This is a genomic window from Mesorhizobium sp. Pch-S, from assembly GCF_004136315.1.
GTDB lineage: Bacteria > Pseudomonadota > Alphaproteobacteria > Rhizobiales > Rhizobiaceae > Mesorhizobium.
This window is the reverse complement of sequence record NZ_CP029562.1, coordinates 2,990,787-3,013,336: the sequence shown is the minus strand read 5'-3', so window position 1 is coordinate 3,013,336 and position 22,550 is coordinate 2,990,787. Positions and strand designations below refer to the sequence as shown.

Here is a 22,550-nt window from a genome sequence, read left to right as displayed (position 1 = left end):
AGTAAGGAAATTTCAAGGTTAACGGGCTTAGGGTCCATCGATCTTCGGGGTAACGCCTGGGCCTTGAAGCCCGTGGTGTACAATTAGAAGACGACAGCGCATCCATGTTCGCGAAACTTGCACGCACCGGCTTCATGATCAGCGTTCTTGCCGTGGCCGGCTGTAACGAAAAGTCGGTTGCCGACTTCGTACCGCAGGGTGCCAACAAGCAGCTGCCTGAAAAGATCCTCGCCGACATGCGTGCCAAGGGCATGAATCGCGAGTCGCCTATCGTCGGGCGCATCTTCAAGGAAGAGAACGTCGTCGAGGTCTGGAAGCAGAAGACCAACGGCCGTTACGAGATCATCGCCAGCTATCCGATCTGTCGCTATTCCGGCAAGCTCGGCCCCAAATACACCGAGGGCGACCGTCAGGCGCCGGAAGGTTTCTACACGGTGCGCCCCGGCCAGATGAACCCGAAGTCGGGCTATCATCTCTCCTTCAACATCGGCTACCCGAACACCTATGATCGCGCCAACGGTCGCACCGGCTCCAACCTGATGGTGCACGGCGCCTGTTCGTCGTCCGGCTGCTATTCGATGAACGACCCGCAGATCGAAGAGATCTACGCTTTCGCGCGCGACGCCTTCAAAGGCGGCCAGACCGAATTCCAGATCCAGGCCTATCCCTTCCGCATGACCGCCGCCAACATGGCGCGCTACCGCAGCGACCCGAACTACGAGTTCTGGAAGATGCTGAAGGTGGGCTACGACAATTTCGAGATCACCAAGGTGCCGCCGAAGGTCGACGTCTGCGAGAAGCGCTATGTCTTCAACCAGGTCGCGCCGGACGGCCAGAAGTTCAATCCGACCGGCGCCTGCCCGATCAGCACCACTCCGGATCCGCTGAAGGTCGCCTACGGCGCCTACCAGAAGAACTATGACGCGGCCTTCGCCAGCGCCATGAACGAATCCACACCGGCGCCCAAGGCCTCGATCGCCGGTATCAAGGAAGCCAACCTGGTCTCAGACTGGACCAAGCGCCGTGCCCGCGGCGAACGCATCACCATCGAGCCGCCATCGATGAACCATGACGGCTCGGTCACCGAGAACATGACCCGCATGGGCCGTATCGATTCCCCCGCCGGACGCAAGATGGCAGCACTCGAAGCCGAGCAGGCGGCCAAGAAGAAGGCCGAGGAAGAGAAGAAGGCGGCGATTGCTTTCGCCAAGGCGGAAAAGGAACGCATCAAGGCTGAAGCCCTGGCCGCCAAGGAAGCGGCCAAGAAGAAGGCTTCGGAGCCGGCGGAGACCTTGACGGCTCAGGTTCAGCCCGCGCCGGAAGCACCGGTCGAGGACGAGAGCCGCCTGTCGCAGATGAAGAAAAAACTGCTCGGCATGTTCGGCGGCTGAGCCGGCATGCCGCAGGAAACCGCTGCCGAGACACCCGCAGTTTACGACCTCAAGGGACTGAACTGTCCGTTGCCGGTCCTGAAGGCGCGCAAGCGGCTGACGGACATGCAGCCCGGCGGCCTGTTGTGGCTGGAGACTACGGATCCGCTCGCCGTGATCGACATCCCCGCCTTCTGCAGCCAGAGCGGCCACCGGCTGGTCGAGACTGCCGCCGTGCCGGGCGGCCACCGGTTCCTGGTCGAGCGCGGCGCCTGACGTTCCATTGCTTTGAGCGCTAAAGGGATGCTCTATACCAACGGTCATTCTGGTTGGAGCACGCGCCAATCGATCATGTTCTTGGGCGCCGCGCTTGTTTGCGCAAAGCCAGGCGGCCCGGATGAGCCGCGCCGGCGCTTGAGGCGTCCTGGATGCGTGACATCCAGGACCTCCGTTATCGGCGCCCGGCAATCGCCAGCGGATTGTTCGTCAGGGCGTCTCGATCCGGCGTGTCGATCGCCGGGCGATCGGTCAATGCCGAGAACAGCCGGCGCACATAGTCTTCCGGCATGTCGAGCGTGATCAGCACCAGCCGCGTGCCGCGCTGACCATCCGGCCATACCGGTAGCCGTGCCGGTGGATGCAGCAGCTTCTGTACGCCGTGCACGACCAGCGGCCGCTCCGGATCTTCCTTCAGCTCGATCACGCCCTTCATGCGCAGCAGATGCTCGCCATGTGTCGAACGCAGCAGATCGAAGAACATGTCGATCGCCGCGAATGCCACCGGGCCGTCGTGCACCAGCGAAAAGGTCTTCACCCGAGAGTCGTGGCGATGTCCATGGTGATCGTGATCATGGTCATGATCGTGGTGATCGTGATCATGATCATGGTCATGGTCATGGTGATCACCGTGGTCATGGTGATGATGGTCGTCCGCCGCTTCTCCCAGCCAGCGCGCGACATCGGCGCCTTTGGCGGCTGGATTGTAGAGGCCGCAGTCGAGCAACGCGGCGGCACCGGCGGCCTGGACATCGAGAAGCCGGGCGCCCGGATTGATATCCTTCAGTCGCGCCGTCAGCGCAGCGACCTGCGCGGCATCGGCGAGATCGGCTTTGGTGAGCACCAGCCGGTCGGCCATTGCCGCCTGCTTCAGCGCCTCGACATGAGCATCAAGCGTCGCGGCACCATTGACCGCATCGACCAGCGTGACGACGCCATCGAGGCGGAAGGCCTGCACCAGTGCCGGATGCGCCATGATCGATTGCAGCACCGGCGCTGGGTCGGCAAGACCGGTCGTTTCGATGACGACGCGTGCCAGGTTCTCGATGCGCCCGGTCTGCAGGCGATCGACGAGGTCGGCCAGCGTGTCGACCAGTTCGCCGCGCACGGTGCAGCACAGACAGCCGTCTGAAAGCTGGATGATGCCGTCCGAAGCCTGTTCGACCAGGAGATGGTCGATCGCGACCTCGCCATATTCGTTGATGATGACGGCGGTGTCGGTGAGTGCGGGATCTTTCAGCAGGCGGTTGAGCAGCGTGGTCTTGCCGGCGCCCAGGAACCCCGTCACCACGGTGACGGGAATGGGGAAAGTCGCGCCGCTCATGATGCCTGCCTCGCTGCTGGAGCGTTTCTGCATTCCTGGAAACAGGGAATGCCCTAACCCTTGTTTCAGCCCATGACGGGCAGCGGATGCTGCCCTCCTCGTCCGAAAAGTCTGCAGCTTCTTGCTGCCTTGACCGTTCGGTTCAGGATCATGCGCTAGTTGGCCGTCTTGACCGGCTGGTCGCCTTGCATACCGGCCGCGACCGGAGCCACGAAGGCCGGGGCGGGCCGGTCCGGCCGCCAGACAGGGACCGGCACATTGGCAGCCTTGCCTGTTTCGGGTGCCGTATCGGCGACTTCGACGCGGCCGATCATCGCCCTCGGCACCGGTCCAGTCGCGCCGCCGAGGCTGACCGCGACCAGCCTTGGATTGACCAGCTTTTCGCGCCAGGGCGATTTCGGCGCCTTGGCATCAGGCGCCGGAGCCGCCTCGGACTGGGCCTCCTTCGGCTGCTTGTTGCAGACCTCTTCCTGCATGTCGTTGACCGCCAGCGTGTCGCCATAGGGCTGCAGGGAGGTCAGGCTGGCGGATGTCGTCATCGACGTGCCGAAACCCTGGTCAAGCAGCTTCGCGGCGGCATCGGCGCGCGCGATCGCCGATTTCTCGCCCAGCACCACGGCGGCCAGCGTACGGCCGTTGCGCGTCGCCGTGCCGACCATGTTGAAGCCCGAGGGACACACGAAACCGGTCTTCATGCCGGTGGCGCCGGGATAGCGGCCGACCAGCAGGTTGTAGTTCGGGATCTTCTTCTTGCCGAGCGAAAGCCCTTCGATCGAGAACCATGGCTGGTATTGCGGGAAATCGCGGCGCAGCGCCGTCACCAGCAGCGCAATGTCACGTGCGGTCGTGTACTGGTCGGGCGAGAACAGGCCGTTGGGATTGACGAAATGCGTGCCGGTCATGCCGAGTTGCGCGGCTGTGGCATTCATGCGCGCGGCAAAATCTTCCTGCGTGCCGCCGATATTCTCGCCGATCGCCATGGCGACGTCATTGGCCGACTTGGTGATCATGATCTTGACTGCAGTATCGAGCCGCAGCACCGAACCCGGCTTGAAGCCCATCTTCGACGGCGGCTGGCTGCTGGCCAGCTTGGTCATGCGGATCGGCGAATTGAGCGCCGCTTCGCCGTCGGCGATCGCCTTGAAGGCGACATAGGCGGTCATCAGCTTGGTCAGCGAGGCCGGATACCAGCGCTTGAACGCGTCCTGATGTTCCAGGATACGGCCATTGTCGAGGTCGAACAGCACGGCCGGATTGGCCTGAGCCTGCTGCGCCGCGAGAGCGGCAGCAAACACCGCGCCTGCCGACAGAATCTTGAGCAAATGCCTTGGCCTCATCATCCGTTCCGAAATCGCTCTTGCCGTCATCACCCTGGTCTCCGTAAGATTTGTCCACGGATCGTCAGGTTTCGTCATTCGGCCACCTCCTGGCCGCAATGCCGCGCTGCTATCTAGCCTATGTGACATCACCAAGGCAAAGCATAGGCGATCACAATTCTGTCCACGCCGGATTGAGACCGGACCAACAGCGAGTTTGAGACCTATGCCCATTCTGAACCGCGCCGCCGAACTGCAGGAAGAGGTCGCCGGCTGGCGTCGTCACATCCACCAGAAGCCGGAGCTGAATTTCGACGTGTTCGAGACCGCGGCCTTCGTCACCGAGAAGCTGAAGGAATTCGGCTGCGACGAGGTGGTGACCGGCATCGGCAAGACCGGCGTCGTCGGCATCATTCGCGGCGGCAAGGGCAGCGGCTCCACCGTCGGCCTGCGCGCCGACATGGACGCGCTGCCGATCACCGAGACCACCGGCAAGCCCTACGCCTCGCAGACCCCAGGCAAGATGCACGCCTGCGGCCATGACGGCCACACCGCCATGCTGCTGGGTGCGGCCAAATATCTTGCCGAGACGCGCAATTTCGCGGGCTCGGTCGCCGTGATCTTCCAGCCTGCCGAAGAGGGCGGCGGCGGCGGCAACGAAATGGTCAAGGACGGCATGATGGATCGTTTCGGCATCCAGAAGGTGTTCGGCATGCATAACATGCCGGGCCTGCCGGTCGGCCAGTTCGCCATCCGTCCGGGCCCGATCATGGCGGCGACCGCCGAATTCACCATCACCGTCAAGGGCCGCGGCGGCCATGCGGCGATGCCGCACGGCACCATCGATCCGATCGTCATCGCCAGCCAGCTGGTCGGCGCCCTGCAGACGATCGCCTCGCGAAACACCGACCCGGTCGAATCGGTCGTCGTCTCGGTCACCAAGTTCCACGCCGGCGATGCCTACAACGTCATCCCGGAAGCCGCCGAGATCGCCGGTACGGTGCGCTCGCTGAAGAAGGAGGTCGCCAGGAAGGCCGAGCAGCGCATCCGCCAGCTCTGCGCTGGCCTGGCCGCCGCTCACGACACCACGATCGAGGTCGACTACGACGCCAACTATCCGGTCACCTTCAACCATCCCGACGAGACCGTCTTTTCAGGCGATATCGCCGCCGAGGTAGCCGGCGACGCGCAGGTGCAGCGCACGATCCAGCCGGTGATGGGTGGCGAGGACTTCTCCTACATGCTCGAAGCCCGCCCTGGCGCCTTCATCTTCATCGGCAACGGCGACAGTGCCGGCCTGCACCACCCCGCCTATGATTTCAACGACGAGGTCATTCCGCACGGCGTCAGCTACTGGGTGAAGCTTGCCGAAAAGGCGCTGGCCGCCTGACAATCGGCCATCCTACGCCTCGAACCGTCCTCTTGCCGGGCGAGCCGTCCAATTTGGGCCGCTCGGCACTTGGCGAAGCGGTGTGAAACGGCTATGTGTTCGCCCGCGTGGTCCCGTAGCTCAGTAGGATAGAGCGGCAGATTCCTAATCTGTAGGTCACAGGTTCGATTCCTGTCGGGATCACCATTCAAGCCCTTGAAAGACACCTTCATTTGAGGCGCCAACTTGGTGACGGACGCAAGCGGGCCTCACGTCCTTCCCGATTCTGCTTTTTGACCACACTGGACTTGTTACACAGCATTCACGCTGGTGCCCCATTTTCGGGGTTGTAATGCGACTCGCACGAGCATGATGCTCGCAACTATGGCTAAGGTCCTGTTTCGGATGGCACCGTTCGTGTCGGTGTTTGTAGCAGGGCCCGCAGCGGGACTTTGATTCACCCCCGCACAAAGTTGGAAATCGAAAGGTTGTAATGACGAAAATGTTTCTCGCGGCAGTTTCCTTGATTGCCGCCGCTGCCCCTGCATTTGCAGATGAGGAATGCTGGCCGGTCAAGAAGACGGTCTGGACGCTGGATGGAAACGCGATGCTCATTGAAGAGGCGCGCTGTTCCGAAGAAAGCAACACCTACGTCGTCAGAGACGTGCGGCGAGGAGAAACGCGGGAAATCTCGCAGGACGACCTCTTCCCGGTCGATCCATTCGAGCAGGACGGGAAAACACCGGACTCTCCTGCAGGCAATTGACGGCGGCAGCCGGCCGGCGGCGAACATGCCGCCGGAAACCTCATCCCCAGGGGAAGGTCTCGTCAGGGCGTGGGCTGCTTAGGGCTGGGGTGCAAGGGCCAAAACAAATGGTCGGGCAGCCCCGAATTGTGTCGGCAGGCAAGGACCGGGCCGCGTAGATCGCAGATGTCGCAGCCCGGCCTTGTTGAAAAAGGGCCTCGCCTTCAGACTGTGCCAAGGCTAACAGAGGACGCGCCCACGCAGGGAAACAGGCCGCGCCATGTTCGCCGATCCATCGAGAACCAAACCAGTTCCGGACACGTTCTCGCATTCCATCGATCCGCTGTGCATCGACATTCTCCTGCTTCCGGAAACCAACCTCATCCTGCTGGCCTCCGTCATCGAACCCCTTCGTGGCGCGAACCGGATTGCCGGTGAAGAGAAATACCGCTGGCGGATTCTGACTCCCGATGGCGGGCCCGTCGAAACAACCAGCCATATTCCGATACCGGCAAGTGAGGTGTTTCGGCCAAATGCCGATACCAATCCCCTGTTTGTGCTGGCCAGCTACAACTGGATGCGCGCGGCCTCGCCGCAACTGATCGCCCAGCTTTCCCGAACTGCCCGCCATCGGCCTTTTGTCGCCGGGATCGAATCCGGAACATGGCTGCTCGCCCGCGCCGGTCTGCTCGACCATTTCAAGGCAACGACGCACTGGGAGGACATCGACGATTTCACCGCCAGGCACCCGGCAGTCGATGTCAGTTTCTCCAGGTTCGTGATTGACGGCAAGCGTGTGACGACAAGCGGTTCACTGCCCACCATCGATCTGATGCTAGAGCTCATCAAGTGCAGGCAGGGCTACTCGCTGGCGCTGGAGGTGAACCGGCTGTTCATCTACACCGACGCGCTGTCCGACCGGCGCAGCGAAACCGTGACTGGCCATGATCTTCATGTGGGAGAGCCTCGGGTGGCAGCCGCGATCCGCATCATGGAGCAGACGATCGAGCAGCCGATGGCACTCGACGAGCTGGCGTCGACATTACGGATGAGTGCGCGGCACCTGCAGACACTGTTCCATCGCACGATGGGCGTAGCACCTCATGTGCACTACGTCGCCCTGCGCATGAATGCCGCCAGGCGCCGTGTTATTGAAACGAGAAGCTCATTCGCCGAGATCGCGGTCACGACCGGATTCACGTCGGCTTCCGCGTTCACGCGATGCTACCGCTCCCATTTTGGCGAGAGCCCATCCGGGACCCGCAGGCGCATGAGATCTTTCGGCCGCCAGACCGTTTGAGTACGCCAACGCCGGCAGGGCAATTCAAGCTGAGGGGCCGATCAGGCCGCAGCGACAAGCGCGTCGCTGTTCTGCTCCCGCGTCCGCAACGGCGAGCAGCCAAATGCACGCTTGTAGACTTTCGAAAAATGCGACGCGGACGTGAATCCGCTTGCTATGGCAACTTCCACGATCGGCATCGGGGATTGTTTGAGCAGGAGCCTGGCGCGCTCGATGCGCATCTTCGTGTAGTACTGCGCCGGGGACGACCCCAGCTCCGTCCTGAACAGCCTCTCGAGCTGCCGGCGCGACATCTTCAGGTCCCTCGCGATGGCAGTTATGGCAACCGGCTGATCCAGGGCTTTCTCCATACGCGAAACCGCCCTGAGCAGACTGGTCGTGCATTGTTTGAGGCGTACGGAGAGTGGCGCCCGTTGCGGCTCCGAAGGCAACCGCACCCGGTCTATCAGGGCCTGGGCACATACCGCCGAAGCTGTATCGTCACCATAGTCCTTGCGCACGACGTCCAGCATCATATCGAAGGTGGCAGTGCCGCCGGCGCACGTGTAGATACCTCCGTCGATCTCATAGACGCTTGTGTTGGCCAGTGCCTGCGGGAACACCTCGCTGAACTGCGGGTAGTTCTCCCAATGGATGGTGCAGCGTTTGTGGTCGAGAAGCCCGGCTTTTGCGAGCGTGTACGCACCGGTGCAGACGCCGCCAACGACGACCCCCCTCTGCCTGCACTCCCGCAGCCATGCACCCGCTGACCTGTCGTAGTACCGTGAGACATTCTGGCCCGAACAGACGATCACCAAGTCAGCGCGGTCGGGATGGCCAAGCGCCAGCCGTTCTTCGGCGATCGATGACTGGGCTGCGATGGAGAGGCCGCAGCTTGCCGTGACGCCTTCACCACCTGTCGAGGAAACCCGCCAGCGATACCCCGATCCGCCGAGCGCTCTGTTTGCCAGACGCAGCGTCTCGATCGCCGAGGTGAAGGCCAGCATGGTGAACTCAGGCATCAGGAAGAATACGACCAGGTGATCTTCGTCCGTTGTCTGCTTGGTCATCTTGTTGCCTTGCAGGAAGCGCCTCCTGAATTCTGCTGCCCGGCAAGAAGACCGAGAAACTGACTTTGGGCCGGCGCGCGATTGCTCGAGAAACAATACCCCCCGAGCTTCGCCTCTTGCTTTGCAGTTTTGGCAGTGAACTATACATTATCGGAAATTTGCTTATGCGGCTTCAAGAGGCGTGAAGCTGCCGCGATTGGTCAGCTGGTGAACAGTGGCAGCCGCAGCGCGCGATCGGGCTCAGGGGTGAAGCCCAGGGCCCTGTCCATCGGCACGGCGGCCGAGAAAAGGTAGCCCTGCGCAATCAGGCAACCGAGGGACACGAGGATCAACCGGTCTTCATCGGTCTCCACGCCTTCAGCCATCACCTCGATCTCGAGAGCCTGCCCAAGATCGATGACGGCTTTGACGAGAGCCTGATCCTCGGCGGACTTGGAGAGATTGCGCACGAAGTTCTGGTCGATCTTGATCTTGCGGATACGGCTGTCCTTCAGCGACAGGAGGGTCGAAAATCCGGTCCCGAAATCATCGAGCACAATCGATATGCCTGCGTCGGCCAGGCGTTCGAGTTTCCTGTCCACCCTGCCGCGATCGATCGGGGCTTCCTCCGTGATCTCGATTTCGAGCATTGCTGCCGGGATGTTCTTCGCAGCGAGCGTCCCAAGGATCATGTCATCGACATTGCCCGCTTCCAGTTCTCGCGGCGACAGGTTCATCGCGACGCGCATGTGACCGCGACCACTCCCGATCAGCTCTTCAATCATCGAGCAGCAGTTGAGCAGGACCGTCTCCGTCAGCAGGGACTGCAGACCGGTTTCGCGAGCCGCGTTCACCACCGCGGGAGGGGAAAGGAAGCCGTGCAGCGGATGCTGCCATCGCAGGAGGGCCTCGAAACCGACCGTCGCATTCGTATCCAGCCGCAGGACAGGCTGGAACCAGGAGCACACAGCACCCGCCTCGATGGCCGAGCGCAGATCGCGTTCAATGCAATGCTTGCGCTCGAGCGCCTCCTCAAGCTCCTGGTCAAAAAAGCAGTATTCGTTCCTGCCGCTGCGTTTGGCGGCGTAGAGCGCAAAGTCTGCGCGAAGCAGCATTTCGGTGAGATGTGGTTTGTCCGACGCGTAGATGCCGATCGAAGCGCCGATACGCACCGAATTCAAAGTGGAAACCTGGCTTGCGATTGCGGATATGATCGAGCCTGCGAACACCTCGGTCTGAATTCGCCCTTCGGCTGAAAAAAGCAGGACGAATTCGTCGCCGCCGATACGCGCGATGGTCGCTCTTTCCGGGGCATGGCTTTCGATCGTAGCCGCAACATTCACCAGCAGGTCATCGCCGACGCTGTGGCCATAGGTGTCGTTGACCGACTTGAAGCCATCCAGATCGATCAGCATGACCACGAACGGACCGTCCTCCGGTCCGAGCCGGCCCACGGCCTGCTCCAATCCGCTTCGATTGAGCAGATTGGTCAGCGGGTCGAGCCTGGAAGTCCGTTGCATCTCGGCGGCGAACGCCTTGGCTTCATGTTTGAGGCGGCTCGTCTCGCAGAACCGGGACTGACCGATGAAGGCGCTCCTCACCATACCGCCGAAGAACAGGATCACCGTGAATGTCAGGATGTAGCTGTCAGTGTCGCCTTTGGCCACAAGGCAGCCCGCAGCCACCACGAGCGGCGGGACCATGAAATTGAGGGAGGCCGGCGCGTAGGCAGCACCATAAGTCACGGATCCGGCACAGGCGCCTGCCAGCACAATGAGATAGAGCGGCCAGTGCGGGTTCGTGTAACCATGCGTGAACACGGCAGGCAGCGTCCAGATGATCCCCGACAGCAAGGCCAGCAATCCATACCGCACGAGCGCGGCGCGGACCGTGTTCTCGTCACCTCCGTTTGCGTCCGATCGTCTGAGCGCGAGCGCAATGCGTCCGCCGCTGACCGCAACGCTCGCCGCAAACCAGAAGGAAGCAAGGAGACCTCCCTCCGAGCGGATCTGTTCGACCAGGATCACGGCTGCAAGCACGATGCCGATCGGCATCGAGATGAAAAGCCCTGCTTTCAGGTCAGCAAGCTGATCGGCGAGGATGCCGGCCCGCACCGGGGCCGTCGGCAGCGATCGGGATGAGACCGCGGTCGTGCCGGTACCGTGTCCGGCCACGACATTGCTTTCAGCAAGGCCAATCCAGACGCGCATGGAGAGCCGGGAACGGAGGTCTGCGATCGAAAGACGCCACAAGAAAAATCTCCTGGCCTGCACTTTGAACCAGGGGCGACGATCCCCTGGCCCGCCCCGGTCAGTCAGGGCTTACGTTGCGTACTCCAAAAGAACCGGCTCAGGTAGTCGCAAGAAAATGCGTGGTTAAAATCTGGCCACCTTGGAGAACTGGTGGAGAAAAACGAGAAACCTAACGCCGGCCGCGTCGACGGCCGGCGACGTTCGCCATACCCGTGTAGTCGCTCACGGAAACCTCATCCTCCCAGGGGGTGAGGTCTCGTCAGGGTGTAGGCTGCTTCTGCGTCAGGTCCTGCGGCTGGTCGCGCAGGACGCGCAGCTCGTACCACAAGGCGTTGAGAATACCGACGGTTGCGGCGAGGCCGAGGCCGAGTATCCAGGCGAAGTACCACATGGCCGTTCTTCCTCAATAAGCGTGGTCGGCGTCGTGAATGTCCTTCTCGCTCACCTTGCCCCACAGCACCCGGTAGACCCAGGCGGTGTAGAGCAGGATGAGCGGCAGGAAGATCACGGTGGCGAACAGCATGTTGCGCAGCGTCGCGCGGCTGGACGAAGCATCGAACACCGCAAGCGAATGGCCGGGGTTGGTGCTCGACGGCAGGATGATCGGGAACATCGCCAAGCCGACCGTGGCGATGATGCAGACGATGGAAAGCTGTGAGGCGAAGAAGGTCAGGCCGGCCTTGCGCGCCCTGAAGCCTGCCGCGACCGCCAGCGGCAGCAGCACGCCGAGCAACGGCGCCAGCCACAGCAGCGGCATGGTCTGGAAATTGTGCAGCCATGCGCCGGCATTCTCGGCAACCGTCTTGCGCAGCGGATTGGATGGTCCGTCCCAAACGATCGGACTGGTCACCTCATAGCCGCCGAACCAGCCCAGCGAGATGAAAACGCCGCCGAGTGCGAAGAGGATCGCGGCCAGCAGCGCAGCCTTGGGCCCGATCGCCGCGGCACGCTCGCCAACCACTCCATCGGCCTTGAAGGCGAGCCACGCGGCGCCATGCATGACCAGCATCGCCAGCGACACCAGCCCGCAGAAGATCGCCAGCGGATTGAGCAGGCCAAACAGGTTGCCTTCATAGATCGGGCGCAGGTCGTCGGTGAAATGGAAAGGCACGCCCTGCAGGACATTGCCGATCGCCACGCCGAAGATCAGCGCCGGCACGGCGCCGCCGATGAACAGCGCCCAATCCCAGTTGTTGCGCCAGCGCTGGCTGTCGCGCTTGGAACGGTACTTGAACCCGACGGGCCGCAGGATCAGCGCGAACAGGACCAGGAACATCGCCAGGTAGAAGCCCGAGAAGCTCACCGCGTACAGCGCGGGCCAGGCTGCGAAGATCGCACCGCCACCGAGGATGAACCACACCTGGTTGCCTTCCCAGACCGGACCGACCGTGTTGATGGCGACACGACGTTCGATGTCGGTCTTGGCGACAAAAGGCAGTAGCGTGCCGACCCCCATGTCGAAACCGTCCGTCACGGCAAAGCCGATCAGCAGGACACCGAGCAGAACCCACCAGATCAGGCGAAGCGTGGTGTAGTCGAAAAGAAACTCGATCATATCCGTGTTCCTTCCAGGTGCCTATTTCGCGGCAACGAGCGTGGTGCTGCCTGACGGTGCGGCATGGTCATGTTCCGTTGCCGGACCCTTGGCGATGGCCGCCAGCATCAGCCGGACCTCGATGACGGCGAGCGTGCCGTAGACCAGCGTGAAGCCCAGTATGGTGATGATGAGATCGCTGATGCCGAGCTGGGATGTGGCAAGGAAGGTCGGCAGCACACCTTCGATGACCCAGGGTTGGCGGCCGAACTCGGCCACGAACCAGCCGACCTCGACGGCAATCCAGGGCAGCGGCATGGCGAAGAGGGCCATGCGGAACAGCCAGCGCGGCGCCGGCGTCTCGCGCATCGTGTACCACAGCGAGGTCAGGAACACGGCGAGCAGCAGGAAACCGCACGCCACCATGATGCGGAACGTGAAGAAGATCGCCGGAACGGTGGGCACAGTATCCCATGCCGCCTGCTTGATTTGCTCTTCCGTCGCCTGGCGCGGATCGGCGACGTAACGCTTCAGGAGCAGCGCATAGCCGAGATCGGCACTGGTAGCGTCGAAACGCGCCCGCGCGGCGGCATTGCCGTGGTCGGCCTTCAGCTGCTCCAGCGCATCATAGGCCGGGATGCCGTCGCGGATGCGCTTTTCGGCACGCTCCACCAGCTCGAATATGCCGGGGATCTGTTTGTCGATCGAACGCGTGCCGATAAGACCCATCACCCAGGGGATCCGGATCGCAAAATGCGTGGTCTTGTCCTGCATGTCGGGAATGCCGATGGCCGTGAACGATGCCGGTGCCGGCTCGGTTTCCCACATCGCCTCCATGGCGGCCAGCTTCATTTTCTGGTTGTCGGTGATCTCGTAACCGCTCTCGTCGCCGAGCACGATCACGGAAAGGGCCGACGCCGTGCCGAAGGCCGCGGCGATGACGAAGGAGCGCTTGGCCAGCTCGATATGGCGGCCGCGCAGCATGTAGAAGGCCGAGATGCCGAGCACGAAGGTTGCGCCGCAGACATAGCCGGCCGAAACCGTATGGACGAATTTCGCCTGTGCGACCGGATTGAACAGGACGGCGATGAAGTCGGTGACTTCCATGCGCATCGTGTCGGGGTTGAAGGCGGCTCCGACCGGGTTCTGCATCCAGGCATTGGCGATCAGGATCCACAGCGCCGAGAAGTTGGTGGCGAGCGCGACCAGCCAGGTGACGGCGAGATGCGCGCGGGCAGACAGCTTTTCCCAGCCGAAGAAGAACAGCCCGACGAATGTGGCTTCGAGGAAGAAGGCCATCAGGCCTTCGATGGCGAGCGGCGCGCCGAACACATCGCCGACATAGTGCGAATAGAAGGCCCAGTTCATTCCGAACTGGAACTCCATCGTGATGCCCGTCGCGACGCCGAGGGCGAAGTTGATGCCGAACAGCACGCCCCAGAACTTGGTCATGTCGCGCCAGATGGTGCGCTTGGTCATGACGTAGACCGTCTCCATCATTGCGATCATGATGGAGAGACCGAGGGTCAGCGGCACGAACAGGAAGTGATACATCGCGGTCAGCGCGAACTGCAGGCGCGACAATTCGACGAGTAGCGGATCGGTCATCTGGCGTCCCCTATAGGCGTCACGACGCTCACTATAAGACGAGCATAAAATGATGATTACAATAGCTTGCCTTGTGCCTCTTCGACGCAAGCCCGGATGAACGCCACATAGACCCGCAGCAAGGCAGATGAGCCCAGCCCCGAGACGGATACTCCCCGATATGGCAACCGGTACGCTCGCGAAGGCGCGGTCGCTTGCCGTCGGCGGACTGCGCGCGACGCTGCTGTTGCAGATTTCGCGCACGGCGCTGCGCCTGGTCTTTGCCGGTGCGCTGGCCATTTTTGCCGGCCTGATGATCGAAGCCGGAACTGTCTCGGTCGAAGCGGTTGCCATTGGGCTTGCCGCGCTGTCTCTCGCCGCGCTCGCCGGTTTTCTCGCCGATCGGCAGCAGGCCGTGGCGGAGTTTTCCGTGGCCGAAGGCCTGCGCGAAAATGCAGCGAAAAATCTCGCCGCGATGCCGGCACGGACGATACAGGCCTTGCCGGCAGGCGCATTGATTGCCGGTCTCCAGCGCTATCCGGAAGCGCTGGCGGCACTTGTCGTCGGCCATCGCGCCGCAGCTCTGATGCTGGGCGTCGTCCCGGCTCTGGTGGTGTGTGCAATCGTCGCAGTGTCCTGGCAGGCGGCGCTGGCGCTGCTTTTTGCCACGCCTGTCATGGTCGTGTTCTTCACTCTGCTCGGCGGCGCGATCCATGCCAGGGCGGAAAAACAGGAACGTGCCTTCGGGCAGCTCGCGACGCAGTTCGACGATCGTGTTCGCACCTTGCCGACCATTCTCTCCGCGCATGGCGTCGATCGCGAACGCGGGAAGCTGCAGGCCAGGATGACTGCTTATGCGGACAGCACCATGAACATGCTGAAAGTGGCTTTCCTCAATGCCGGCGTCATTGATTTCTTCTCATCGCTTTCGATCGCCATCCTGGCCGTATTCCTCGGCCTGGGACATCTCAAGCTGGCCGAGATTCCGGGCTTCGCCGGTCTGCAGCTGTGGCAAAGTCTGTTTATCCTGATGCTGGCGCCGGAATTTTTCGCACCCTTCCGCCGCTATGCGGAGCAGTATCACGCCAAGGCTGAAGGCAATGCAGCAGCTGTGGCATTGGATGGCTTCCTGGCCGGACCTGCAGCTCCCGAACCGATGACGGTCCCTGATCGCTTCGAGAGTGGCTTGCACCTGCCGCGGAAGGGGATCGTCGCCATCGTCGGCGAAAGCGGGGCTGGAAAATCAACATTGTTGCGCCGGCTTGCGGGCATCGAAACACCAGTTGCTGCCGAGTTCGCACAGCCGCATCCGGCCTTCACGGATGGCGTCGACTGGATTTCGACAGACATTGCGATGCCCGCTGGTACGCTCGCGGATGCGTTTTCCTGGAACCGGGCAGAACGCAGCCCGGCAGAGCTGGCGTCTGCGGCGGAACGTGTCGGCCTGCTGGACGATGCCCTGCTGCCGGGAGGATTGGCTGCCCGGATAAAGGCCGGTGGCGAGAACCTGTCCGGCGGCCAGCGCCTCAGGATCGCCGTTGCGCGCGCCCTGATCTCCGATCGCCCGATCTTTGCCGACGAACCGACTGCCAAGTTAGACGCCGCCAGCGCCGCGCGTGTCAGGGCTGCTCTGGCCGACTGCGCTCGTCAAAGGCTGGTGGTCGTGGCGACCCATGACCCGGAGTTGAAGGCGCTGGCTACGCTGGTTGTCGACCTCGATCGGCAGCAGCCCGCTCGCCAGGAGGTCGCATTATGAGCCCCTCCATGTTGCCAGGGACCGGGACCGAAAGCAGGGTCTCGCACGGCTCGCTGTTCTGGTGGCGCCTGGCTATACTGCTTACGCTGGTGGCGTTGTTCGCGGGCATCCTGCTGACCGGTGTTTCGGTGTGGTTTCTGGGCGCCGTTGCCCTGGCCGGGGCTGGTGGAGCCGCCCACACCTTCAATTTCCACATCCCGGCAGCCTTGATCCGGATGTTCGCCATGGCCCGGACGGCCGCCAAATATGGCGAGCGCCTCGTCGGCCACAAGGCAGCCCTGCTTGACCAGGTATCGCGCCGCGCAGCGTTGTTCTCGGCTATGGCTGCCGCTCCAAAGGTACGCAGCGCGGGTTGGCAGCTCGGCGACCAGGACAGGCTTGCGGACTTCATCGATGATGTCGAGAACCTTGATTTTGCCAGGCTCCGGGTGCAGTTGCCACTGCTGGCAACGGCTACCGGTCTTGCCTTTGCCGCAGCAGCCACATTCTTTGTCGCTCCGATGGCCTTGGCGGTCATTTTGCCAGTTCTGCTTGGCGCGGCTGCCTGCGCCCACTGGCTTATGCCGAACCTGGCAAGGGATTGGCATTGCGCACGCCTTCGCAGGCGCGCGGCAGGTCGGCGGCTCGGCGCGGGCCTCGGCGCGGTGGTCTCGCTGCAGGCGGAGCATGCCTGGTCGAAGACGCTGAGCGTATCGTTCGCCGCCCTTTCGAACGCTGATGCACATTTGCTCCGCTCGCGACGCAGGATGGCTGTTGCCGATACGCTTGTTGGTCTGCTTGGCCCTGGCTGCAGCGTAGTCGTCCTGGCGGCTGCATGGCTGGGTGGTCTGCGCGGGGAAGCTCTGCTTCCGGCTGCATTTGTCGCCTTCGCATGGCTTGCATTGGGCGAGGCCATGCAGGGCGGCTCGCGCATCCTGGTTGCCCGGGTCAAGGAGCAAGCCGCCTCGAGAACCTTGAAAGCATGGTCCGCGGGCACGCCGCCCAGCCATATGCCCACCGGCGACGACCAACCTTTCCATCTGGGCCGATTGGAAATCAAGGCGCTGACACGCTGCGCGCCAGACGGCAGGCCGCTCGGCGACACGGTGGATCTCGTCCTGAAAACCGGACACCCGACGGTGCTTTCCGGGCCCAGCGGCAGCGGCAAGACATCCTTGCTGAAACAGGTCGCCGGATGGCTGGACGCCGATGGTAAGCTACTTGGAGACGGCATCGCGCTTTCGGCGACCTCGCGCAGGCAGCTCACCTTTCTCGGGCTGCACGACGCCGCCGTGCTTTCGGATTCGGTGCGCGAGAACTTGTTCGCACCGGGCGCGACCGACGCTGAATGCTGGGCGGCACTCGACACCGTCGAGCTTGGCGAACGTGTCCAGCTCGCCGGCGGACTGGAAGGCTGGATCACCCAGGACAAGCTTTCACTCGGCGAAGCGCATCGGCTCAACCTCGCCCGCGCACTGCTGAGCCCGCTTCCGCTGATCCTGCTCGATGAACCCGGCGAGCATCTGGACACGGAGCAGGCCCGCCGCATTGTCGAGCGCTTGAGTGCTCATCTCCAGGACCGCATCCTGCTGATTTCCAGCCACAAGGCGTCAGATGCCTGGAATGGGGCGCGGGAACTCAGGCTCGATGGGCTCGCCCTCATAAATCAGGAGCCGGAGTGTTTGGATGCCTTACGCCAAATCGAAGGAGGAACCATCGATACCCCGGCAGCTGATCTGAGTTGACCAACAGCGATCGAACCTGGCCTGTTGTGTCGCCAACTTACTTCAGGCAGCGACCGATCTGATCATATCCGCGGCTTTTTCCGCGATCATGATGGTCGGCGACGCGGTATTGCCAGAGACGATCTTCGGCATGATCGAGGCATCGACGACCCGTAGGCCAGCGATACCCTTGACGCGCAGATCCGGGCTGACAACGGCGTGATCATCGACGCCCATCCGACAGGTCCCGACGGGATGGAAGATCGTCGTGGCAATCGAACCTATCTGCTGGAGAAGTTCCTCATCCGATTGATGCTGGGGACCGGGTAGTATCTCATCCGGCATGTATTGCTCGAGGTGTTTGGCCATCATGATCTGCCGCGCCTGTCTTACCGAGCGCACCGCCACTTCCCTGTCGCAAATGGCCGACAGGTAGTTCGGCGTGATCTGCGGCTGCACAGCCAGATCACGTGTGGTCGCGTGGACGCTGCCGACACTTTCGGGACGCAGGTTGCACACCGACATGGTGATCGCCGGAAAAGGATGCAACGGGTCGCCGAGCTTGTCTGTCGACAGCGGTTGCACATGATACTCAAGGTCCGGCGTCTCCATCGACGGATCCGACTTCGTGAACATTCCGAACTGGCTGGGCGCCATCGACATCGGGCCGGATCGGCGCAACGCATATTCGAGCCCGATCCGCGCCTTGCCGAACAGGCTGTTGAACATCGTGTTCAAGGTCTGCACACCAGAAACCCTGTAGACGGTTCGGATTTGCAAATGGTCTTGCAGGTTTTCGCCGACATCCCGGCTTGCATGCACGACCTCGATGCCGAAATCGCGCAACAGATCGGGCCGGCCGACGCCGGACAACTCCAGCAGTTTCGGTGAATTGATCGCGCCTGCGGCCAGAAGCACTTCCGATCTCGCCGACGCCTCCCAGGTTTCGCCGCCTCGCCCGAAGCGTACGCCCTTCGCTCGTGTGCCATCGAAGACCAGCCGCTCGGCATGAGCGTTCGTGATGAGCCTGAGATTGGGGCGCTTCAGCACCGGACGCAGAAAAGCTTTCGACGCGTTCCAGCGAACGCCTCTCGACTGGTTCACCTCGAAGAACCCCGAACCCTCGTTGCTGCCGTCGTTGAAGTCGGCACGCGGCAGGATGCCGAATTCCTTGGCGGCCTCCTGCACCGCATGCAGGATCGGCCAGGCAAGACGCTGCTTCGCCACCTTCCATTCGCCACCCGCACCGTGCAGGTCCGATTTGCCGCCGTGAAAATCCTCCGACTTCACAAAATAGGGCAAGAGGTCTTCCCAACCCCAGCCGAGATTGCCCATCTGCCGCCAGCGGTCATAATCCGCCGCCTGCCCGCGCATATAGATCATGCCATTGACCGACGTGCAGCCACCCAGGACCTTGCCGCGAGGATAGGAAAGCGAGCGGCCGTTCAGCCCGGGTTCCGGGGCCGTTTTCATGAGCCAGTCGGTACGCGGATTGCCGATACAGTAAAGATATCCGACCGGAATATGCACCCAGTGATAGTTGTCGCTGCCACCGGCCTCCAGCAGCAATACGCGGACGCGTGGATCCCGGGTCAGCCGGTTGGCCAACACGCAGCCGGCGGTGCCCGCACCGACGATGATGTAGTCGAAGTCGCCTTCCAGTTTGACGGTCATGCGAGAGGTCTGCCCATTGCAACACGTTCCGGTGGCCGAGCCCTCACCTCACATGTTCAACCGTCACGCCACGCAGGTCCATTTCATATTCGAGATCGACGACCGGCGGATTGTTGTAATGCCACGTCAGGCCGGCACGAGCGGCGCCGCGCTTGACGATTTCGTCCGCCATGAACGGGTAGAGATTGTGAATGGTGTAGACTTGGACGGCTGTTGCGTCTTTCCAGCTGAATCCCAGTTTTCTGGCACGGCGTTCCATTTCATCCAGCACGAAACAGGCCTTGGTGCGCAGACCCTCCTCGGACAGGTCGCCGCGCCGCACGATGTGGTCGCGATAATGGAAATGTCCTTCCGGCACCTCGGCCGAACCTGAAACCACAAACGAAGGCTCGGAGCCGGTGGCCGGCACCGTATAGGTGAACGCGTAGAAGGAAGGTTCCGACGGGGGCGAAACCTTGGGACAGACATTGCTGCGCGCAACGGGGTTAAGACCGGTGTCGAGCAAATCCCATGCCCCAAGCGTTTTCGTATAGGCTTCGTTGAAGGCGATGAAACCATCTTCCGTGAATGGCGCGGGGGAGCGCAATTCGCACGCGGCAAATGCCGTCAACGGCCGATCGGCGGACGCCAGCAATTCGGCAATTCGCTCGAACCCCTTTTCCAGTGGGAGCGGCTCCTTGAACCGCACGCGTTCAAGCCGATAGCCCGGCAAAGCGGCGACACCGCCTGAATATTGCGACACACCTCTGACGAAGCGATAGCCACCTTCCAGGAATTCGATGATCTCGGTCATAATGATGCCTCCTCGGATATTGGCTGCCAGGACTGGATTTTCGGGGAGCAATGCGGAGAACGGTCGCTGTCCCGGCGCGATGAGCCCATCCACACCTTGTCGGCCGACTGACCGGCTGTGGACATGGACATTGGTTCTTCCCCGGTCAGGCTACTTTTAAGCTGCCCTCTTGAACGACGCGGTTCTGCAACATGCCGATGGTCTCGATCTCGACCTCGACGACATCTCCATTTTTCATGAAGAGCGGGGGCACACGCGTGAAGCCGACACCGCCAGGGGTGCCCGTCGCGATCACGTCGCCGGGCGACAGCGGCGTAAAGCGCGAGATGTAGGCAATCAGCCCGGCGACCGAATGGATCATGTCGCTGGTGTTGGCGGACTGTACCGTTTCGCCGTTGAGCCGGCAGGTGATCGTCAGGTTCTGCGGATCGGCCACTTCGTCGGCCGTCACCAGATAGGGACCGAACGCACCGGTGCCGGGAAAATTCTTGCCGGGCAGAAACTGCGTCGTGTGGACCTGCCAGTCTCGCACCGAGCCGTCATTGTAGCAGGCATAGCCGATGACGTGGTCAAGCGCGGTATCAGACGCAATGTCGCGCCCCGGCCTGCCTATGATGACTGCCAGTTCGGCTTCGAAATCGAACTGGCTGGAAATGTCCGGCATGACCAGTCTCGCATTGTGGCCGCACTGGGAATCGGCGAAGCGTGAGAACAGCGTCGGAAAGGCAGTCGGCTTATGTTTCGTTTCGAGCATATGGTCGTGGTAGTTCAGCCCGACGCAGAAGATCTTTTCCGGCTGCGGAATCACCGGCGCGAAGGTGATCGTTTCGAGCGGCAGCCCGCCGCCTTGAGCCAGGGCCGTAGAGCAGACCTCCATCAAGTTTCGGCTTGCGATCAGGTCGCGCAGCGTCGGCCAGGCTCCGCTACGCAATGTGCTGAGATCAACGACCCGGTCGCCGTTCACAACGCCGTAGCCATTCCTGCCCTCGTGGACAAAACTGCAAAGCCGCATGGCCCCTCTCTACACCTGGATGAAACGTTGAAATGCACGGTGCCGTGTCATGTGACGTCGAACGTAATCGTCTTGACGTCAGTAACCTCACGCAACGTGTGTTTGCCGCCCAGCCTGCCGAGGCCGCTCGACTTGCCCGATGCACCGCCGAAAGGCAGATGCAGCTCCCAGTAGCAACTCGGGCTGTTGATGTTCACAAGGCCCATCCGAAGCTTTTCGCCAAACGCGAAGGCTTTGCTCAGGTCACGGGTGAAAACGCCCGCAGCGAGCCCGTGCGAGGAAGCATTGGCGGTATCAAGCAAATCGGCCTCGTCGGCACAGACCACGAGCGGGGCAATCGGACCAAAGGTCTCCGCCGTGTTGAGCATGGCCTGTTTTTCGACGCGCCCGATGACGGTTGGCTTGTAGAACCAGCCGGGCCCGACGTCAGGTCCGCGTTCGCCGCCGAAGAGAAGCTCGCCACCTCGGTTCGCACCGTCTGCAACGTGCTCTTCTATCTTGCGGACGACCTGCGCGTTGTTGAGCGGGCCCATCGTGGTGGCGCCGTCGAGTGGGTCGCCCAGTCTGATCCTGGAAGCGATCGCGACGAGCCGCTCGGCGAGCGCATCGTGATTCTTCTCGGTGACCAGAATACGCCCGGACGCGGCACAGACCTGTCCGGCGTTGAAAAAGCTTCCGAAGGCCGCGGCTGCCGCGGCGCGGTCGAGATCGGCATCGTCCAGCACAACCACCGGCCCGTTGCCGCCCAGCTCGAGCAGCATCGGTTTGCCGGCGCCGCGCTTTGCAATGGCGTTGCCGGTTGCCGGGCTGCCGGTAAAGCCGATGCCGTGCGTACCGACACTGCCGACAATCTCGTCACCCACGACCGCCCCTGGTCCCAGGACAAGATTGACGGCACCGTCGGGCAAACCCGCTTCGGCGATGCATTCCATCAGCTTGACCGCGCACAGCGATGTCGTCGGCGCTGGAACCCAGACCACGGCGTTGCCGGCTGCCAGGCAAGGTGCGAGATATTCGACCGGAATGTTGATCGGGAAGTTCCATGGCGTCACCACGGCATAGACACCGCGCGGCTGGCGGAAGCTGATCGCGCGCTTGCCGGGCGTCTCGACTGGAATGACTTCACCTTCGAGCCACTTGATCAATTCGCCGGCCTCTCGAAAGCCGGTCACCGCTGCGTCGATTTCGCCATAGGCCTCCGCCACAAGCGGTTTGCCCTGTTCGCTTGCCAGTGTGGCGGCAAGCTCCTCGCGCCGCTTCTCCATCGCATCAGCGACGCGATTGCAAAGTTTCGACCGCTCCCAGGCCGTCATCTGCGACAGCACCTTGAACCCGGCCTGGGCGGCCACGATCGCCGCCTGCGCGTCTTCGCGATCACCCTCGGCGAGCAGCGCCAGAAGCGCGCCGTCATAGGGTGAGCGCGATTCAAAGATGTTTCCGTTCTGCGATGGGGTCCAGCGGCCGCCGATGAAGTGATGTGCTTTGAGTACATGCTGCATGAGGTATGTGTC

18 protein-coding genes and 1 tRNA gene are annotated in these 22,550 nt (G+C 62.3%); 8 read left to right on the top strand and 11 right to left on the bottom strand.

The window, feature by feature from the left end:
• Positions 1-104: 104 nt before the first annotated feature.
• Together C1M53_RS14025 and C1M53_RS14020 are read left to right on the top strand one after the other, a co-directional pair.
• The gene (locus C1M53_RS14025; RefSeq protein ID WP_129412797.1) at positions 105-1,391 is read left to right on the top strand and encodes a murein L,D-transpeptidase family protein; all 1,287 of its coding nucleotides are present in this window, start codon (positions 105-107) and stop codon (positions 1,389-1,391) included.
• 6 nt (positions 1,392-1,397) lie between these two features.
• Positions 1,398-1,646 (top strand): sulfurtransferase TusA family protein, encoded by a 249-nt coding sequence (locus C1M53_RS14020; RefSeq protein ID WP_129412796.1) that lies wholly within the window; start codon positions 1,398-1,400, stop codon positions 1,644-1,646.
• 175 nt (positions 1,647-1,821) lie between these two features.
• On the opposite strand, the gene C1M53_RS14015 is transcribed toward C1M53_RS14020, so the two are convergent.
• Together C1M53_RS14015 and C1M53_RS14010 are read right to left on the bottom strand one after the other, a co-directional pair.
• A complete protein-coding gene (locus C1M53_RS14015; RefSeq protein WP_129412795.1) occupies positions 1,822-2,970 on the bottom strand; it encodes a GTP-binding protein in 1,149 nt (382 codons plus the stop codon).
• 155 nt (positions 2,971-3,125) lie between these two features.
• Positions 3,126-4,307 (bottom strand): D-alanyl-D-alanine carboxypeptidase family protein, encoded by a 1,182-nt coding sequence (locus tag C1M53_RS14010; protein ID WP_129416172.1) that lies wholly within the window; start codon positions 4,305-4,307, stop codon positions 3,126-3,128.
• Between the two features lie 205 nt (positions 4,308-4,512).
• On the opposite strand from C1M53_RS14010, the gene C1M53_RS14005 reads away from it, so the two are divergent.
• The 4 genes from C1M53_RS14005 (at position 4,513) to C1M53_RS13990 (ending at position 7,700) form a co-directional block, all read left to right on the top strand.
• Positions 4,513-5,676, top strand: coding sequence for a M20 aminoacylase family protein (locus tag C1M53_RS14005; RefSeq protein ID WP_129412794.1), 1,164 nt, complete (start codon positions 4,513-4,515; stop codon positions 5,674-5,676).
• A 109-nt stretch (positions 5,677-5,785) separates the two neighbouring features.
• Positions 5,786-5,862, top strand: a tRNA-Arg gene (locus C1M53_RS14000).
• Between the two features lie 286 nt (positions 5,863-6,148).
• Positions 6,149-6,421 carry a hypothetical protein gene (locus C1M53_RS13995; RefSeq protein ID WP_129412793.1) on the top strand — a complete coding sequence of 91 codons (273 nt, stop codon included), beginning with the start codon at positions 6,149-6,151 and terminating at the stop codon, positions 6,419-6,421.
• 259 nt (positions 6,422-6,680) lie between these two features.
• The gene (locus C1M53_RS13990; RefSeq protein ID WP_129412792.1) at positions 6,681-7,700 is read left to right on the top strand and encodes a GlxA family transcriptional regulator; all 1,020 of its coding nucleotides are present in this window, start codon (positions 6,681-6,683) and stop codon (positions 7,698-7,700) included.
• Between the two features lie 41 nt (positions 7,701-7,741).
• Here the strand turns inward: C1M53_RS13990 and C1M53_RS13985 are convergent, their stop codons facing one another.
• The 5 genes from C1M53_RS13985 to C1M53_RS13965 form a co-directional block, all read right to left on the bottom strand.
• A complete protein-coding gene (locus tag C1M53_RS13985; protein WP_129412791.1) occupies positions 7,742-8,749 on the bottom strand; it encodes a GlxA family transcriptional regulator in 1,008 nt (335 codons plus the stop codon).
• A 200-nt stretch (positions 8,750-8,949) separates the two neighbouring features.
• On the bottom strand, positions 8,950-10,980 hold the full coding sequence (locus C1M53_RS13980) for a GGDEF domain-containing phosphodiesterase (RefSeq protein WP_245488548.1): 2,031 nt from the start codon (positions 10,978-10,980) through the stop codon (positions 8,950-8,952).
• A 259-nt stretch (positions 10,981-11,239) separates the two neighbouring features.
• Positions 11,240-11,371: a cytochrome bd-I oxidase subunit CydX gene (gene cydX, locus C1M53_RS13975; RefSeq protein WP_129412790.1), complete on the bottom strand. Its 132-nt coding sequence runs from the start codon at positions 11,369-11,371 to the stop codon at positions 11,240-11,242.
• A gap of 12 nt (positions 11,372-11,383) precedes the next feature.
• Positions 11,384-12,535: a cytochrome d ubiquinol oxidase subunit II gene (cydB, locus tag C1M53_RS13970; protein ID WP_129412789.1), complete on the bottom strand. Its 1,152-nt coding sequence runs from the start codon at positions 12,533-12,535 to the stop codon at positions 11,384-11,386.
• 21 nt (positions 12,536-12,556) lie between these two features.
• Entirely contained in the window at positions 12,557-14,122 is a 1,566-nt protein-coding gene (locus C1M53_RS13965) for a cytochrome ubiquinol oxidase subunit I (RefSeq protein WP_129412788.1), read from the bottom strand.
• A gap of 160 nt (positions 14,123-14,282) precedes the next feature.
• On the opposite strand from C1M53_RS13965, the gene C1M53_RS13960 reads away from it, so the two are divergent.
• A complete protein-coding gene (locus tag C1M53_RS13960; protein ID WP_245488547.1) occupies positions 14,283-15,857 on the top strand; it encodes an ATP-binding cassette domain-containing protein in 1,575 nt (524 codons plus the stop codon).
• On the top strand, positions 15,854-17,581 hold the full coding sequence (locus C1M53_RS13955) for an ATP-binding cassette domain-containing protein (RefSeq protein WP_129412786.1): 1,728 nt from the start codon (positions 15,854-15,856) through the stop codon (positions 17,579-17,581). Before C1M53_RS13960 ends, C1M53_RS13955 begins: the two co-directional genes overlap by 4 nt.
• 42 nt (positions 17,582-17,623) lie before the next feature.
• Here C1M53_RS13955 and C1M53_RS13950 read toward each other — a convergent pair whose 3' ends face one another.
• The 4 genes from C1M53_RS13950 to C1M53_RS13935 form a co-directional block, all read right to left on the bottom strand.
• A complete protein-coding gene (locus C1M53_RS13950) occupies positions 17,624-19,234 on the bottom strand; it encodes a GMC family oxidoreductase N-terminal domain-containing protein (protein WP_129412785.1) in 1,611 nt (536 codons plus the stop codon).
• Between the two features lie 43 nt (positions 19,235-19,277).
• On the bottom strand, positions 19,278-20,027 hold the full coding sequence (locus tag C1M53_RS13945) for a hypothetical protein (RefSeq protein ID WP_129412784.1): 750 nt from the start codon (positions 20,025-20,027) through the stop codon (positions 19,278-19,280).
• Between the two features lie 145 nt (positions 20,028-20,172).
• Positions 20,173-21,039, bottom strand: coding sequence for a fumarylacetoacetate hydrolase family protein (locus tag C1M53_RS13940; protein WP_129412783.1), 867 nt, complete (start codon positions 21,037-21,039; stop codon positions 20,173-20,175).
• A gap of 47 nt (positions 21,040-21,086) precedes the next feature.
• On the bottom strand, positions 21,087-22,538 hold the full coding sequence (locus C1M53_RS13935; protein ID WP_129412782.1) for an aldehyde dehydrogenase family protein: 1,452 nt from the start codon (positions 22,536-22,538) through the stop codon (positions 21,087-21,089).
• Positions 22,539-22,550 lie beyond the last annotated feature (12 nt).